This is a genomic window from Streptosporangium album (assembly GCF_014203795.1).
Lineage (GTDB): Bacteria > Actinomycetota > Actinomycetes > Streptosporangiales > Streptosporangiaceae > Streptosporangium > Streptosporangium album.
In genome coordinates this window covers 39562-58089 of sequence record NZ_JACHJU010000004.1, presented here as the reverse complement: position 1 = coordinate 58089, position 18528 = coordinate 39562, and the positions used below count along the sequence as shown (strand labels likewise).

The 18528-nt window shown below is 73.3% G+C and carries 1 protein-coding gene (only partly in view); it reads left to right on the top strand.

Translation table 11 applies throughout. The features are described from left to right. Window positions 1–18528: the 3' portion of a type I polyketide synthase gene (locus FHR32_RS45050; RefSeq protein ID WP_184758695.1), read on the top strand. It extends 9276 nt beyond the left edge of the window; only the last 18528 of its 27804 coding nucleotides appear in the window; its start codon lies beyond the left edge, outside the window; its stop codon occupies window positions 18526–18528.

The following is an 18528-nucleotide window of genomic DNA, read 5'->3' as shown; positions in this document are numbered from 1 at the left end:
CTCGCCGAGGTCAGGGCAGAGCGCGAGAGCGCGGCAGGCGATCCGGCGTTCATCGCGAAGCTGCGCGACATGAGCGAGAAGGATCAGCGGCGCACGCTGCTGGAACTGGTGCGCACCGAGGTGACGGCGGTGCTGCGGCACGCCTCGGCCCAGGCGGTCGCGGAGCGGCGCGCGTTCCGCGAGCTGGGTTTCGACTCCCTGACCGCGGTGGAACTGCGCAAGCGCCTGGTCACGGTCACCGGCCTGGCATTGCCGAGCACGCTGGTGTTCGATCACCCGACCCCGGCCGCGCTGGTGGACTTCCTGCGGGCGCAGGTCGTGCAGGAGGCGGACGCGGACGCCGCGCGGACCGTCGCCGCCGGCCCCGCCGACGAGCCGATCGCGATCATCGGGATGGCCTGCCGGTTCCCCGGCGGCGTCGGCTCGCCTGAGCATCTGTGGGAACTGGTGACCGACGAGGCCGACGCCATCTCCGGATTCCCTGCCGACCGCGGCTGGGACACGGCAGGGCTCTACGACCCAGACCCCGATCATTCGGGCACGACGTACTCCCTCGACGGAGGCTTCCTCCACGACGCCGGTGACTTCGACCCGGGATTCTTCGGGATCTCGCCGCGCGAGGCACTGACCATGGACCCGCAGCAGCGCCTGCTGCTGGAGACCGCGTGGGAGGCCATCGAACGGGCCGGGATCGAGCCCTCCGAGCTGCGCGGCAGCCCGACGGGCACGTTCATCGGCTCCAGCTACCAGGAGTACGGCTCGAACGCCCCCGACGCCGAAGGGCACCAGGTCACCGGCACCATCCCGAGCGTGCTGTCCGGCCGCGTGTCGTACGTGCTCGGACTGGAAGGACCCGCGGTCACCGTCGACACGGCGTGCTCGTCGTCGCTGGTGGCGATGCACCTGGCCTGCCAGTCGCTGCGCAACGGCGAGAGCTCGCTCGCGCTGGCGGGCGGCGTGACGGTGATGACCACTCCGGTCTCCTTCGTCGCGTTCAGCCGCCAGCGGGCCCTGGCCGCCGACGGCCGGTGCAAGGCGTTCTCCGACGCGGCCGACGGGATGAGCCTGGCGGAAGGCGCGGGACTGCTCGTGCTGGAGCGGCTGTCCGACGCGCGGCGCAACGGGCATCCGATCCTCGCGGTGGTGCGCGGTTCCGCGGTGAACCAGGACGGCGCGTCCAATGGGCTGACCGCGCCCAACGGTCCTTCGCAGCAGCGGGTGATCCGGCAGGCGCTGGCGGGCGCGCGGCTGTCCCCGGCCGAGGTCGACGCGATCGACGCACACGGCACCGGCACGGCCCTGGGCGATCCGATCGAGGTTCAGGCCCTTCTCGCGACGTACGGCCAGGGCCGGGAGAATCCATTCCTGGTCGGGTCCGTGAAGTCGAACATCGGCCACACGCAGTCCGCGGCGGGTGTGGCGAGCGTGATCAAGATGGTCATGGCGATGCGGCACGGGCTGCTGCCGAAGACCCTGCACGTCGGCACGCCGTCGTCGCACGTGGACTGGGCCTCGGGCGCGGTCGAGCCGCTGACCGAGGCCGTGGCGTGGCCGGAGACCGGGCGTCCGCGCCGGGCCGCCGTGTCGTCGTTCGGGATCAGTGGCACGAATGCCCACGCGATCCTCGAACAGGCACCGGCCCCGGAGACTCCAGCCGGGGCCGTCGATGGTGACCACCGTCACGGCCCGGTGCCTTGGGTGGTGTCGGGCAGGACGGCGGAGGCGCTGCGCGCGCAGGCGGGGCGGCTGGCCGCGCACGTGGACGAGCACGATCCGCTCGATGTGGGCTTCTCGCTGGTGACGTCGAGGTCGGCGTTCGAGCACCGCGCTGTCGTGGTGCGCGGCGAGCGCGAGGCTCTCACCGCCGCTGTGCGGGCGGTGGCCGCGGGCGAACCTTCGCCCGGCGTGGTCCAGGGCGTGGCGGACGTCGAGGGCAAGACGGTCTTCGTGTTCCCCGGTCAGGGCGCGCAGTGGGCGGGCATGGGCGCGAGCCTGCTGAAGGAGTCCCCGGTGTTCGCCGAGCGCATCGCCGAGTGCGCCCTGGCCCTGAGCAGGTATGTCGACTGGTCGCTGATCGACGTGCTGCGCCAGGCCGAAGGCGCGCCGTCGCTGGAGCGCGTGGACGTCGTGCAGCCGGTGTCGTTCGCCGTGATGGTCTCGCTCGCGGCGATGTGGCGTGCCCACGGCGTGGAGCCTGACGCGGTGATCGGGCACTCCCAGGGTGAGATCGCCGCCGCCTGCGTGGCGGGCGCGCTGTCGCTGGAGGACGCCGCGCTGGTGGTGGCGGTGCGCAGCCAGGCCATCGCCCGACGGCTGGCCGGCGCCGGAGCGATGATGTCGGTCTCCCTCCCGGAGCGGGACGTCGAGGAGCGGCTGAGCCCCTGGAAGGAACGGATCTCGGTCGCCGCGGTGAACGGGCCGCGCTCCGTCGTGGTGAGCGGCGACCTCGATGCGATCGAAGAGCTGTCGCAGCGGCTGACAGGGGAGGGCGTGCGAGCCCGCCGGGTCGCGGTCGACTACGCCTCGCACTCGGCCCATGTCGAATGGCTCCAGGAGGAGCTCCCGAGGGCACTGGCGGCGATCACGCCTGAGCGGGCCGGGGTGCCGTTCCTGTCCACGGTGACCGGGGAGTGGCTGGACGGCACGGAGCTGGACGCCGGTTACTGGTACCGCAACCTGCGGCAGGCCGTCAGGTTCGAGCTGGCCGTACGCCGGCTGCTGGACGAAGGGCACCGGGCATTCGTCGAGGTCAGTCCGCACCCTGTGCTGACAGGCGCGATCCAGGAGACGACCGAGGGCTCCGCCGAGGGCACGGTCGTCGCTGGGACGCTGCGGCGCGACCAGGGCGGCGCGGAGCGTTTCCTGACCTCCCTGGCCGAGGTGTTCGTGCGCGGTCTGCCCGTCGACTGGCGGGCGGCCTTCGACGGAAGCGGCGCCCGCCGCGTGGAGTTGCCCACCTACGCCTTCCAGCGGGAGCGGTTCTGGATCCAGCGCGCCGAGCCGGGGAAACCCGGCTCGGTGGACGAGCGGTTCTGGACGGCGGTGGAGCAGGAGGACCTCGACTCGCTGGCCTCCGGGCTGGACGTCGGCCAGGAGGCACTGGCCGCGGTCCTGCCCGCGCTGTCGTCGTGGCGTCGCAGGCAGCGGGCCAGGTCCACGCTGGACTCCTGGCGTTACCGCGTCGAGTGGCGTCCGGTGACCGGCCTGGCCTCCGTCTCGCTGGCGGGCACGTGGCTGCTCGTCACGACCGAGGGCGTGGCGGACGAGGACGTGGCCGACGCCCTGACCGCGCATGGGGCCCGGGTCCACAGGATCGTGCTCGACGAGTCGCACCTCGACCGAGAGGTGCTGGCGCGGGCGTTCACCGAGCCTGTCTCCGGCGTGGTATCCCTGCTGGCCCTGGCTGAACAGCCAGCGGAACGCCACCCGGAGCTGACCGCAGGACTGGCGCTGACCGTCGCGCTCGTCCAGGCGCTGGGCGATGCGGACATCGACGCGCCGCTGTGGTGCCTCACCCATGGCGCGGTCTCCACCGGCCGGGCGGATCCGGTCACCAACCCCGTCCAGGCGCAGGTCCAGGGCGTGGGCTGGACAGCCGCGCTGGAGCATCCGCGACGGTGGGGCGGCTTGATCGACCTGCCCGCAGGGACGCTCGACCAGCGCGCGGCGCGGCGCCTGGCGAGCGCCCTCGCGGGCGGTGACGAGGACCAGCTCGCGATCAGACCCTCCGGCCTGTTTACCCGCCGCGTGGTGCCCGCGGCGGACCGGGAGCCCGAGCGCAGATGGACACCGCGCGGGACTACCCTGATAACCGGCGGCACGGGAACGCTCGCCCCGCACGTGGCCCGCTGGGTCGCGGGCAGGGGAGCCGAGCACGTGGTGCTGGTCAGCCGCAGCGGCATGGACGCCCCGGGAGCCCCCGAACTGGTGGCCGAGCTGGGCGCGGCCGTGACGGTGGAGAAGTGCGACGTGTCCGATCGCGACTCCCTCGCCGGCCTGCTGACCAAGCTGCGGGCGGAGGGCCACGTCATCCGTACGGTGGTGCACGCCGCCGCCTCCATCGAGCTGCACTCACTGAACGAGATCACCTTGGAGGCGTTCGCCGAGGTCGTGCGGGCCAAGGTGCTCGGCGCCCGGCACCTGGACGAACTACTGGACACCGACGAGCTCGACGCCTTCGTGCTGTTCTCCTCGATGGCGGGCATGTGGGGCAGCGGCCGGCACGCCGCGTACGTGGCGGGCAACGCCTTCCTCGGCGCGCTGGCGCAGAACCGGCGTTCTCGCGGGCTGCCCGCCACCTCGATCTCCTGGGGCATCTGGTCGGACGACCGGGAGCTGGGCCGGGTCGATCCCGAGCAGATCCTGCGCAGCGGGCTCGTGTTCATGGAGCCCGACCTGGCGCTCGAAGGGCTGGGGCACGCGCTGGCGGGCGAGGAGCCGGTGCTCGCGATCGCCGACATCGACTGGGAGCGTTACTTCCCGGTCTTCACCTCCGTACGGCAGAGCCGCCTGTTCGACGAACTGCCCGCCGTACGGGATCTGGCTGAGAAACCGGCTTCGACCGCAGGGGTGGGGGAGTTCGTCACCCGTTTGCGCGGGCTGCCAGCGGCCGAGCGGGACCGGCTCCTGGCGGAGCTGGTGCGCGCACAGGCGGCGACCGCGCTGGGGCACACCTCCGCCGACGCGGTCGCCGACCGGCGGGCCTTCCGCGACCTGGGCTTCGACTCGGTGACGGCGGTCGACCTGCGCAACCGGCTGGCCGCTGCGACGGGCCTGACGCTGCCCAGTACGGTCGTGTTCGACCATCCGAACCTGGAGTCGCTGGCGGCGTTCCTGCGCGCCGAGATCGCCGGGTCCGTGGCAGGACCGGTGGCCGTGGCGGGCCAGGTGCGGTCCGGTGCGGACGAGCCGATCGCGATCATCGGCATGGCCTGCCGCTATCCGGGCGGAGTCCACTCGCCGGAGCACCTGTGGCAGGTCGTGCTCGACGGTGTCGACGCGATCTCCGGATTCCCCGCCGACCGTGGCTGGGACGCAGAAGGGCTCTACGACCCCGATCCGGGCCGACCGGGCAAGACGTACTCCACGCAGGGCGGTTTCCTCCACGACACGGCGGAGTTCGACGCGGACTTCTTCGGGATCTCGCCCCGCGAGGCGCTGGCGATGGATCCGCAGCACCGGATCGTGCTCGAAACGGCATGGGAGGCCGTCGAGCGGGCCGGGATCGCCCCCACGTCCCTGCGCGGGAGCCTGACCGGCGCCTTCATCGGCGCCAGCTACGCGGACTACGGCACCGCCATGGCCGGCCAGGGCGAGGGCCTGGAAGGTCACCTGGTCACGGGCACCGTGCCGAGCATCCTGTCCGGACGCGTGTCGTACCTGCTGGGCCTGGAGGGTCCGGCCGTCACGCTCGACACGGCCTGCTCGTCGTCGCTGGTGGCGCTGCACATGGCCTGCCAGTCGCTGCGCGACGGCGAGAGCTCGCTGGCCCTGGCCGGTGGCGTGACCGTGATGTCCACTCCCGATGCCTTCATCGGGTTCAGCCGCCAGCGGGCCATGGCCCCCGACGGCCGCTGCAAGGCCTACTCCGACAGCGCCGACGGAATGAGTCTGGCGGAAGGTGTCGGCCTGCTGCTGGTGGAGCGGCTGTCCGACGCCCAGCGCAACGGGCACCCGATCCTCGCGGTGATCCGTGGGTCGGCGATCAACCAGGACGGCGCGTCGAACGGACTGACCGCGCCCAACGGCCTGGCTCAGCAGCGCGTGATCAGGCAGGCCCTGGCCAACGCGGGAGTCTCGCCGGCGGAGGTCGACGCCGTCGAGGGACACGGGACGGGCACCGCGCTAGGCGACCCGATCGAGGCACGGGCCCTGCTCGCGACCTACGGCCAGGACCGGGACGACCCGCTGCTGCTGGGCTCGGTCAAGTCCAACATCGGCCACACCCAGATGGCCTCGGGCGTCGCCGGCGTGATCAAGATGGTCATGGCGATGCGGCACGGCCTGCTCCCCAGGACGCTGCACGTGGACGCGCCGTCGTCGCACGTGGACTGGTCGAGCGGCGCGATCGCGCTGCTCACGGAGCAGAGAGAATGGGTGCGCGCCGGGCGTCCGCGCCGGGCGGCGGTGTCGTCGTTCGGCCTGAGCGGCACCAACGCTCACGCGATCTTGGAGGAGGCGCCTCCGGCGGCTGCCCGGGTACGGCAGACCGAGCCGGTCGTCGTCCCCGTGCTCGTCTCCGGCGTCGACGGCCGGGCACTGCGTCACCAGGCGGGGCGGCTGCTGTCCCTGCTGGAGGAGTCGCCGGAGCTCCACCTCACGGACGTGGCGTTCTCGCTGGCGACCTCGCGCTCTCACCTCGACCACCGAGCGGCGCTGGCCGGGTGGGACCGCGAGGAGCTCGTCGAGGGGCTGCGGTCGTTAGCCGAAGGCCGGCTCACCGGCGTCCCCGTCGTCCGCGGGTCCCTGGCCTTCATGTTCACCGGGCAGGGCGGCCAGCGAGCCGAGATGGGCCGCGAGCTGTATGACCGCTTCCCCGCCTTCGCAGAGGCGCTCGACGAGGTGCTGTCCCACCTGGACGCGCACCTGGACCGCCCGCTGCGGGAGGTGCTGTTCGCCCCAGCCGGTACGGCGGACGCCGTACTGCTGGACGAGACCGGTTACACGCAGCCGGCGCTGTTCGCCTTCCAGGTGGCCGGGTTCCGCCTGCTGGAGTCCTGGGGGGTCAAGCCCGATCACCTCATGGGACATTCGGTCGGGGAGATCGCCGCGGCGCACGTCGCGGGCGTGCTTTCCCTGCCGGACGCGTGCGCCCTGGTGGCCGCCCGTGCCCGCCTGATGCAGGCGCTGCCCGCGGGCGGGGCGATGCTCGCCGTCCAGGCCGGTGAGGAGGAGGTGCTCCCGCTGCTGGCCGGGCGCGAAGAGCGGGTCTCGATCGCGGCGGTCAACAGCCCGGTGTCGCTGGTCGTGTCAGGCGAGGAGGACGACGTCCTGGAGATCGCCGCGCACTTCGCGGCGGAAGGGCGGCTGACCAAGCGGCTCCAGGTCTCCCACGCCTTCCATTCGCCGCGGATGGACGCCATGCTCGACGACTTCCACCGGGTCGCGAGCGGACTGTCGTACGCGCCCCCGCAGATCCCGATCGTGTCGAACCTGACCGGCGAACAGGCGGACGCCGATCTGCTCCGCTCGGCGGAGTACTGGGTGGAGCACATCAGGCGGCCCGTCCGCTTCGGCGACGGCGTGCGCGCCCTGGCCGAGCAGGGCGTCGTCACCTTCCTCGAACTCGGCCCCGACGCCGTGCTCACGGCCGTCGTCACCGAATACCTCGCCGACCGTCCCGAGGTGCGGACGATTCCGCTGGTGCGCCGGGACCGGGCCGAGCGGCGGGCCGTCACGGACGCGGTGGCCCGGCTGCACGTCCGTGGCGTCGCCGTGGACTGGCGGGAGTTCTTCGACGGCACCGGCGCCGAGGCGGTCGACCTGCCGACGTACGCCTTCCAGCGGCGGCGTTTCTGGCCGGACGCCAAGGCTGTGCCCGCCGCCTCCGATGCTGCGGATGCGGGCTTCTGGGACGCCGTTGAGCGCGGCGACGTGACGGCGTTGTCCGCGGACTTGGGGGTCGGTGGCGAGACACTGGAGGCCGTGCTTCCCGCGCTGTCCTCGTGGCGTCGCCGCCGCAAGGAGCGCTCCGCCGTGGACGGCTGGCGGTACCGGTCCGTCTGGAAGCCGCTGCCGCCGTCCTCACCAGGCGCGCGTGGCCGATTGCTTGTGGTGGTGCCAGAGGGCGAGGCGTGGGCGGCGTCGCTGGCGGATGCGCTGGGTGGCGACCGGATCGAGGTCGGCGAACCCGATCGGGCAGTGCTGGCCGCGCGGATCCGGGAGTTGTGCTCCGCCGGACCGCAGCCAGCCGGGATCGTGTCGCTGCTGGCCCTGGACGAGCGGGAGCTGGCCGACCATCCCGGGGTACCCGCCGGATTGGCGGCGACGGTCGTGCTGGCTCAGGTGCTCGGCGACTCCGGGACCCAGGCGCCCCTGTGGTGCGTGACCCGCGGCGCGGTGTCGGTGGGACGCTCCGAGCCGGTCACCAGGCCCGTGCAGGCCGCCGTGTGGGGGCTCGGCCGGTCCATGGCGCTGGAGCAGCCGCACCTGTGGGGCGGGCTCGTCGACCTGCCCGAGAACCTGGACTCGGTCACGACCTCACGTCTGGTCGATGCGCTGACCGGTGGCGAGGATCAGCTTGCCGTACGCTCCTCTGGGGTTTTCGGCCGCCGCCTGGTGCACGCGCCGCTTCGCGCGGACGTTGCGCAGGCCGGGCTGTTCGGTGCCGGCACCGTCCTGATCACGGGCGGCGCCGGTGGCATCGGATCGCAGGTCGCCCGCTGGGCGGCGCGCGGCGGTGCCGCGCACGTGCTGCTGGTCGGCCGCCGTGGACCCGATGCGCCCGGCGCGGCCGAGCTGCGGGACGAGCTCACCGCCCTCGGCGCCCGGGTCAGCGTCGTGGCCTGCGACGTCGCCGACCGCGACGCCCTGACCGCGATGCTCGCCGGGATCCCGCAGGACCTGCCCCTGACCGCGGTCTTCCACACGGCGGGCATGCTCGACGACGGGGTGCTGGACGGCATCACACCCGAGCGGCTCTCCACGGTCCTGCGATCGAAAGCGGTCGGCGCGTTCAACCTGCACGAGCTCACCGAGCACCTGGACCTGTCGGCGTTCGTGCTGTTCTCGTCCACGTCCGCGACCTTCGGCTCGCCCGGCCAGGCCGGCTACGCCGCCGCGAACGCCGTGCTCGACGCGCTGGCGGAGTACCGCCGCGCCCGTGGGCTCACGGCGACGTCGATCGCCTGGGGACCGTGGGCCGGGTCCGGCATGGCCGCGGACGACACCGTGGCGAACCGGCTGCGCCGGGCCGGTCTTGAGCCTCTGCCTCCCGGCCTGGCGGTCGTCGCGCTGAGGCAGGCGATGGAGCACGGCGACACGACGCTGACCGTTGCCGACGTCGACTGGACCCGATTCGCGGGCGTCTTCGGGGCGATCCGGCTGGTCAGTGACCTTCCCGAGCTGGCCAGGGCGGCAGATCAAGCAGGTACGGCAGAGCCCGCGTTCCACCGGCGGCTGGCCGGTCTGTCCCCATCGGAGCGGAGCAGGGCCGTGCTCGACCTGCTGCGCGGCATGGTCGCCGCGGTGCTCGGGCACGACGACGCCGACGGCATCGCACCCGACCGCCCGTTCAAGGATCTGGGCTTCGACTCGCTGACCACCGTCGAGCTGCGCAACGCGCTCGCCGCCGCCACCGGTCTGGCCCTGCCGACGACGCTGCTGTTCGACCAGCCCAACCCGGGCGTGCTGGCGGACTTCCTCCTGGGCGAGCTGTTCGGCGAGCGAGAGACCCTGGTGCCCGCCGTACGGGCTGCCGCCGAGGACGGCGATCCCATCGTGATCGTCGGCATGAGCTGCCGGTTCCCCGGTGGCGTGAGCTCTCCCGAGGAGCTGTGGCGGATGCTGGCCGACGGCGGGGACGGCATCTCCGCCTTCCCCGGCGACCGGGGCTGGGACCTGAAGGCTCTTGCCGCCGGGCTGTCGGCGACCACAGTGGGCGGGTTCCTCAGCGACGCGACCGAGTTCGACGCCGAGTTCTTCGGGATCTCACCGCGCGAGGCGCTGGCCATGGACCCGCAGCAGCGCCTGGTGCTCGAAGTGTCGTGGGAGGCACTGGAGCGGGCCGGCATCGACCCCATGGGCCTGCGGGGCAGCGACGCCGGTGTGTTCGTGGGCACCAACGGACAGGACTACATCGGCCTGCTCAAGTCCTCGGCCGAGGACGTGCGCGGACATGTGGCCACCGGCACCACGGCGAGCGTCATGTCCGGTCGGCTGTCCTACACGCTGGGGCTTGAGGGCCCCGCCGTCACCGTCGACACCGCGTGCTCGTCCTCCCTGGTCGCTCTCCACTGGGCCGCCCGAGCCCTGCGCGGCGGCGAATGCTCGCTGGCGCTCGCGGGCGGCGTGTCGGTGATGTCCAGCCCAGACTCGTTCGTCGAGTTCAGTGTCCAGGGCGGCCTGGCTCCCGACGGGCGGTGCAAGGCGTTCTCCGACGCGGCGGACGGCACGGGCTGGTCGGAAGGCGTCGGCATGCTCGTGCTCGAGCGCCTGTCGGACGCCCGGCGCAACGGCCATCCGGTTCTCGCCATCGTGCGCGGGTCGGCGATCAACCAGGACGGCGCGTCCAACGGACTCACCGCACCGAACGGCCCGTCGCAGCAGCGGGTGATCCGCCGGGCGCTGGCCGCAGCGGGGCTGTCACCGGCCGAGGTCGACGCGGTCGAGGCCCACGGCACCGGCACAGCTCTCGGTGACCCGATCGAGGCCCAGGCCCTGCTCGCGACCTACGGCCAGGACCGGGACCACCCGCTGTGGCTGGGGTCGATCAAGTCCAACCTCGGCCACACGCAGGCGGCGGCGGGCGTCGCCGGTGTGATCAAAATGGTCCTCGCCATGCGGCACGGCCTGCTGCCCAGGACGTTGCACGCCGAGGTGCCGTCGTCGCACGTGGACTGGTCGTCAGGGGCGGTCGAGCCGCTGGCCGAGGCTAGGGATTGGGCGCGGTACGGCAGGCCGCTGCGGGCGGGTGTCTCCGCCTTCGGGATCAGCGGAACCAACGCCCACGTCATCCTCGAAGAGGCGCCCGCAGAAGTGCGGGGCCAGGAGTCGCAGGCCGGGGAGCGCAGGCAGGCGGCCGTCGTGCCGTGGGTGGTCTCCGGACGGACCCCTGAGGCGCTGCGAGCCCAGGTCGAGCGGGTCGTGACCGCCGGTCGTGCCCTCGACCCGCTTGACGTCGGCTACTCGCTGACGAGCAGGTCCATGTTCCGCCACCGCGCGGTGCTGCTGGCCGGTGCCGACGGCGTGACGGAGATCGCGCGGGGTGAGGCCGCGCCGATCGGCGGCCTGTCGGCGATGGTGTTCGCCGGGCAGGGCTCCCAGCGCCCCGGCATGGGCCGGGAGCTGTACGACAGGTTCCCGGTGTTCGCCCGTGCGCTGGACGCGGTGCTCGCCCAGCTCGACGTCGAGCTGGACCGCCCGCTGCGGACGATCCTGTTCGCCGAGACCGGATCGCCCGAGGCGGAGCTGATCGACCAGACGCAGTGGACGCAGCCCGCGCTGTTCGCCGTCGAGGTGGCCCTGTTCCGCCTGGCGGAGTCGTGGGGGCTGCTGCCCGATCTGGTGGCAGGGCACTCGATCGGCGAGATCGCCGCGGCGCACGTCGCCGGGGTGCTGACGCTGGCCGATGCGTGCACGCTGGTCGCCGCCCGCGGTCGCCTGATGCAGGCCCTGCCGGCGGGGGGAGCGATGGTCTCCGTACAGGCCACCGAGGACGAGGTGCTCCGGATGCTCGACGGCCGCGAGCTCTCGATCGCGGCGGTCAACGGGCCTTCTGCGGTGGTGATCGCCGGAGCCGAGGAACCGGTCACCGAGATCGCCGCCCGGTTCGTGACGGAGGGCCGCAAGGCCACCCGGCTGTCCGTCAGCCACGCCTTCCATTCACCCCTGATGGACCCCATGGTGGAGGAGTTCCGCCGGGCCATCCGCGGGCTCAGATTCTCGCCGCCCGCGATCCCGTTCGTATCCAGCCTGACCGGCGAGCTCGCCGTCGCCGAGCGGCTCTGTTCGCCGGACTACTGGGTCGAGCACGCGCGGCAGGCAGTTCGCTTCGCTGACAGCGTCCGCACCCTGCGGGGCTCTGGCGTGAGCACGTTCATCGAACTCGGCCCGGACGGCGTACTGTCCGCGATGACCCAGCACTGCCTGGCGGGCGACGGCACCGAGGCGGGGACGCTGGTCGTGCCGCTGCTGCGCAAGGACCGCGGCGAGGAGTCGTCGGCCGTGGACGCGCTGGTCCGGCTGCAGGTCCACGGGCTCGCGGTCGACTGGCGGCCCCTCTTCGCCGGATGCGGCGCGCGCCGCGTCGACCTGCCCACATACGCCTTCCAGCGTCGGCGGTTCTGGCCGGAAGCCGTGGCCGGCGGCCAGGCGGCGGATCCGGTGGACGCGGAGTTCTGGGCCGCGGTCGAGCGGGCCGACGTGGAGTCGGTGGCGGCCACGCTGGAGGTGGAGGCGGACTCGCTGTCGGCGCTGGTGCCCGCGCTGTCGTCCTGGCGCCGTGCCCGTCGCGAGCACACTCTCGTGGATTCGTGGCGCTATCGGGTGGTGTGGAAGCCCCTGGCCCGCCTGCCGTCCGGCGGTCCGTCCGGGCGATGGCTGGTGGCCGTTCCCGCCGGGCAGGGGGCGGAGGTGCTCGATATCGTGGGCGCCGCACTCGCCGGCTCCGACGCGTTGGTGCGGCTGGACGTCACGCGTGCCGACCGCGCGACGCTGGCCGTACGGCTGGCGGAACTGCGGGCACACGAGGCGTTCGCCGGTGTGATCTCCCTGCTGGCGCTTGCCGGGACGGACGATGCCGGTCTGCCGGGTCGGAATCGGGCGGACGGCGCGGAGTTGGCCGGGGTCGCGTTGACGGCGGCTCTTCTCCAGGCGCTGGGCGACGCGGGTGTCGCCGCGCCTCTGTGGTGTGTCACCCGAGGCGCGGTCTCCGTGGGCCGGTCCGACGTGCCGCCGCATCCGGAGCAGGCCGCCGTCTGGGGCCTTGGCCGGGTCGCCGCGCTGGAGAATCCTGGACGGTGGGGCGGCATGATCGACCTGCCCGGGACACTCGACCGGCGGGTCATCGCCCGGTTCGCCGGTGTGCTTGCCGGAGGCGAGAGCGAGGCCGCCCTGCGCGCCTCCGGTGTGTTCGGCCGGCGGCTCGTACCGGCGGCGGGCGGCGACGGGTCCTGGAGGCCTCGCGGCACAGTCCTGGTCGCCGGGGACACCGGAGCCTCCGGGGAGCGCATCGCCCGATGGGCGGCCGACGCGGGCGCCGAGCGGGTGGTACTGGCCGGGCGGCCCGGTTCAGCCGAGCCCTCCGACCCCCGAGTGACGGTCAGGTACTGCGACCCGGCGGACCGGGAGGCGCTGGCGGCCGTCCTGGCGGAGTTCCCACCGGACGCGGTGATCTACGCCGACGAACCGGCCGCCCCCGCCACTCTGGACGGCACCGAGCCGGCGGACCTGACCGTGGCCGTCACGGACCACGTCGCCGGAGCGGCCAACCTGGATGCCTTGCTGCACGACCGGGAGCTGGATGCGTTCGTCCTGTTCTGCTCGGTGGCCGGGGTGTGGGGTGTCGCCGGACGCGCCGCGTCCGCTGCCGCAGAGGCGGTCAGGGACGCCCTGATCGAAGCACGTCGCTCCAGAGGCCTGACCGGGATCGCCGTGTCGTGGTCGGCATGGGCGGACGGCGGCGTGGCCGGAGGCGATGGCATGGACAGGCACTTGAGACTGAACGGCCTGCCCGCTCTGGCACCCGAGCTCGCACTGGGCGCCCTGGGCCGGGTCGTCGCCGGCGGAGAGAGCGCGATGACGGTCGCCGACGTGGCATGGGAGCTGTTCGCCCCGGCCTTCCTCGCGCTGCGTCCGACGCCGCTGCTGGACGAGATCCCGCAGGCCAAGGTGGCCGACGAGGTTCACGACGGCGAGCCCGCGCTCAGGGAACGCCTGCTGGGGCTGCCCGCGGCCGAGCGGACCCGGCTCGTCCTCGACCTGGTGACGGCCAAGGCCGCCGCCGTACTCGGGCACGCGGACGGAGCCGCCGTCGACGCCGGCCGGGCCTTCCGCGAGTTCGGCTTCGACTCGCTCACCGCGGTCGACCTGCGCAACCAGCTCAAGGCCGCGACCGGGCTCGCCCTGCCCGCCACGCTCGTGTTCGATCACCCGACACCGGAGGACCTTGCCGGGCACCTGGTGGGACAGCTGCTCGGTGAGGTGGAGCCGGGCGAGGACACCGGCACGCGCCCGGCCGTGCCCATCGACGACTCGATCGTCATCGTCGGCATGAGCTGCCGGTTCCCCGGCGGGGTGCGCTCGCCAGAGGACCTGTGGCGGCTGGTCGGGGACGAGGCGGACGCGGTCGGCCCGTTCCCCACGGGCCGGGGCTGGGATCTCGCCGTCCTGGCCCAGGGCGGTCCCGACGGACGTGGCCGCAGCGCGGCCGCCGAGGGCGGCTTCCTCTACGACGTCGCCGACTTCGACCCGGGGTTCTTCGGCATCTCGCCGCGCGAGGCGATGGTGATGGATCCCCAGCAGCGGCTGGTCCTGGAGGCGGTCTGGGAGGCACTGGAACGCGCCGGTGTCGACCCCGCCGGCCTGCGGGGCGACGAGGTCGGCGTCTACGTCGGCGCCACCGGCGGCGACTACCAGCCACCTCGCGATCATCTCGGCCACGCGCAGACGGCCCAGGCGGCCAGCGTGATCTCCGGCCGCGTGTCGTACGCCTTCGGCCTGGTGGGTCCTGCGGTGACTGTGGACACCGCCTGCTCCTCGTCTCTGGTGGCGCTGCATCTGGCGGCCCAGGCGCTGCGCTCGGGCGAGTGCTCGCTGGCCCTGGCGGGTGGCGTGACCGTGATGTCCACCCCGGTGGGCTTCATCGAGTTCGGGGAGCTGGGTGCACTGTCCCCTGACGGCCGGTGCAAGGCGTTCTCCGACGCCGCCGACGGCACCGGCTGGGCGGAGGGTGTCGGCATGCTCGTGGTCGAACGGCTCTCCGACGCCAGGCGCAACGGCCATCGCGTGCTCGCGATCCTGCGCGGTTCCGCCGTCAACCAGGACGGCGCGTCCAACGGATTCACCGCGCCGAGCGGCCCCTCCCAGCGGCGGGTGATCCGCCGGGCACTCGCCGACGCCGGGCTCGCCTCCTCCGACGTGGACGTGGTGGAGGCACACGGCACCGGTACGAAACTGGGCGACCCGATCGAGGCCCAGGCCCTGCTGGAGACGTACGGCAGGCACCGCGAGCGGCCGGTGCTGCTCGGATCGGTCAAGTCCAACATCGGCCACACGCAGGCGGCGGCGGGAGTCGCCGGAGTGATCAAGATGGTCATGGCGATGAGGCACGGCATCGCGCCGAAGACGCTGCACGTGGACGCGCCGTCGGCGCATGTGGACTGGTCGGCGGGTGCGGTGGAGCTGCTGACCGAGGCCAGGCCGTGGCCCGCCGCCGGGCGCCCGCGCCGTGCCGCGATCTCGTCCTTCGGCGCCACCGGGACCAACTCCCATGTGATCATCGAGGAGCCGCCTCCCACCGAGGCGAGCGTCGATCCGGCCGTTGTGCGCCCCGGCCTGCTTCCTGTGCCGCTGTCGGCCAAGACCCCGACGGCGGTGCGGGCGCAGGCGCGGCGCCTGCTGGACCACCTTGCCGACCACTCCGAGATCGGCTTGGCCGAGCTCGCGCTCTCCCTGGCCACGACCCGGTCGAGCTTCCGGCGGCGCCTCGCCGTCCTGGCCGCGAGCCGTGAGGAGCTCCTGGACGGCCTGACTGCGGTCGCGGACGGCAGCCCGGCGCCTCACGTGATCGAGGGCCGGGTGGGACGGGCGGGCAGGACGGCGTTCCTGTTCACCGGCCAGGGCGCCCAGCGGGCGGGGATGGGCCGCGAGCTGTACGAGCGCTTCCCCGTCTTCGCCGACGCGCTCGACGCCGTGCTGGCGCACCTGGACGTCCGGCTGGACCGGCCGCTGCGGGAGATCCTCTTCGCCGCGGCGGACACGCAGGAGGCCGTGCTGCTCGACCAGACGGGATGGACCCAGCCGGCGCTGTTCGCGGTCGAGGTGGCGCTGTTCCGCCTGCTCGAATCGTGGCAGCTCACCCCTGACGTGCTGGCGGGGCACTCGGTCGGCGAGCTGGCCGCGGCGCACGTGGCGGGCGTGCTGTCGCTCGAGGACGCGTGCGCCCTGGTGGCGGCCAGGGCCACGCTCATGCAGCGGCTCCCCGCCGGTGGCGCGATGGTGGCCATCCAGGCCACCGAGGAGGAGGTCCTGCCGCTCCTTGACGGGCACGAGGTCTCCCTCGCCGCGGTCAACGGGCCTGAGGCGGTGGTGATCGCGGGAGCGGAGCGCGCCGTGCTCGACGTGGCGGGCGTGCTGGAGGAGCGCGGGCGCAAGACACGGCGGCTGCGCGTCTCGCACGCGTTCCATTCACCGCTCATGGAGCCGATGCTGGAGGACTTCCGGGCGGTCGCGAAACGGCTGACCTACGCGCCGCCGCGTATCCCCGTGATCTCGAACGTGACCGGCGGACTCGCCACCGACGAGCTGTGCTCGCCGGACTACTGGGTGGAGCACGTGCGCGGGACCGTCCGGTTCGCCGACGGGATCAGGGCGGCGCACGAGGCCGGGGTGACCAGGTACGTGGAGATCGGCCCCGACGGCACGCTGACGGCGATGGCGGGCGACATGCTCCCGCCGGAGGCCGAGGTCGAGCTGGTGCCCCTGCTGCGCAGGGACCGCGATGAGCGCGAGGCCGTCGTCACCGCACTCGCCCGGTTGCACGTGGGTGGATTGAGCCCCGATTGGGCTGCTGTGTTCTCCGGGACCGGGGCCGGGTTCGTGGACCTGCCGACGTACGCCTTTCAGCACGAGCGCTTCTGGCCGGAGCCGGTGCGTACGGCAGGGCGGCAGGATCACGGATCCGCCATCGACGCCTGGCGGTACCGGATCACCTGGCAGCCGCTCATCGGGGAGCCGCCCGGCCGGCGCGCGAGCGGCCCCTGGCTGGTGGTGCTTCCCGCGCGACAGGCGGCAGGCGCCTGGACCGATGCGGTGCCGGACGCGCTCGGGCTCTTAGGAGCCGAGGTCGTGCGCTTGGAGGTGCCTGACCTGACCGCCACACCGGAGGACCGGGTCGCGCTGGCCGAGCGGCTCCGCGCGCATGCCGGGCCGTACGCCGGGGTCGTGTCGTTGTTGTCCCTGCGAACGCCTTCCGAAGCCGCGGACGTTCCCGAGGGGCTGGTGATGACCACGCTGCTCCTCCAGGCCCTAGGCGATGCCGGTGTGGACGCGCCGCTGTGGTGCCTCACCAGCGGTGCGGTCGCGGCCGGTCCAGGCGATGCGGTGCGAAGCCCGGCGCAGGCCGCCGTGTGGGGGCTCGGTCTGGTCGCCGCGCTGGAGCAGCCGCAGCGGTGGGGCGGCCTGATCGACCTGCCCGACAGCGTCGACCGGGCAGCGGTACGACGGCTGGCGAGCCTGCTGTCAGGCGCGGCAGGCGAGGACCAGGCCGCCGTCAGGGTCACGGGCACGTACGTCAGGCGGCTGGTGCGGGCCCACGCCGGACCGTCGGGCGACTGGAAGCCGTACGGAACCGTGCTGATCACCGGTGGCACGGGCGCGCTCGGCGGGCACGTGGCCCGGTGGCTGGCCGGGACCGGCGTCGAGCACCTGCTGCTGGTCAGCAGGCGTGGCCCGGACGCCCCGGGCGCCGCCGAGCTGCGCCACGAGCTGGAGGGACTGGGCACCCGGGTGACCGTGGCCGCATGCGATACGGCCGACCGGGACGCGCTGGCCGCCCTGCTGGGCGGCATCCCGGCGGAGCACCCGCTCACCGCGGTGGTGCACGCCGCGGGCGTGGTCGACGACGGCGTGGTGGACGGGCTGACTCAGGACAGGTTGGAGACCGTGTTCCGCGCCAAGGTGACCTCGGCGTTCCTGCTGGACGAGCTGACCCGGGATCTGGACCTGCCGGCGTTCGTGCTGTTCTCGTCCGCCACGGGCACGCTCGGCAGCCTCGGCCAGGGCAACTACGCCGCGGCCAACGCGGTGCTCGACGCGCTGGCCGGCTGGCGCCGCGATCGCGGGCTCGCGGCCACCTCGGTGGCCTGGGGGCCCTGGGCGGGCAGCGGCATGGCGGACGCGGCCGCGGCGCAGGAGGCGTCCCGCCGCATGGGCGTGCGCCCGATGGACCCCGGGCTCGCCGTCGCCGCGCTGGGCGGTCTCGTCGCGGGAGGCGAACCTGCCAGTGTGGTCGCCGACATCGACCACGAGCGGTTCGTCCGCTCGTATACCGTCGGCCGTCCCAGCCCGCTGCTGCGCGAGCTGCCCCGCTACCGGGAACTGACCGAGCGGTACGGGACGGCGGCGGACGACACGCAGCCGGTGTCCGCGCTGCGGAACAGGCTGGCCGCCCTCCCCGGCGCGGAACGGCGGGGCGTGGTGATCGACCTGCTGCTCGGCCAGATCGCGATGGTACTCGGGCACGCAGGCCGCGAGACGATCGACGCCGACCAGCCGTTCCGCGACCTCGGATTCGACTCCCTCGGGGCGATCGAGCTGCGCAACCGGCTCACGGCGGCGACGGGGCTGAAGCTGCCGTCCACGCTCATCTTCGACTACCCGACCCCTGAGGCCCTCGCCGCTCACGTGATCGCGCGACTCCTGCCGGACACGGAGGGGGCCGCGATCGTCGACGAGGAGGAGGCCCGGGTACGGGCGCTGTTCGCGTCGCTGTCCATGGCCAGGCTCAGGGAGATCGGCGTGCTCGACGCGCTGCTGCACCTGTCCGGCGGCGACCAGGCAGCCCCCGCCGGGGACGACGCCGATGACGCGATCGACTCGATGGGGCTCGACGAGCTCGTGCGGGCGGCCCTCGACGGCGGAGCTTCATGA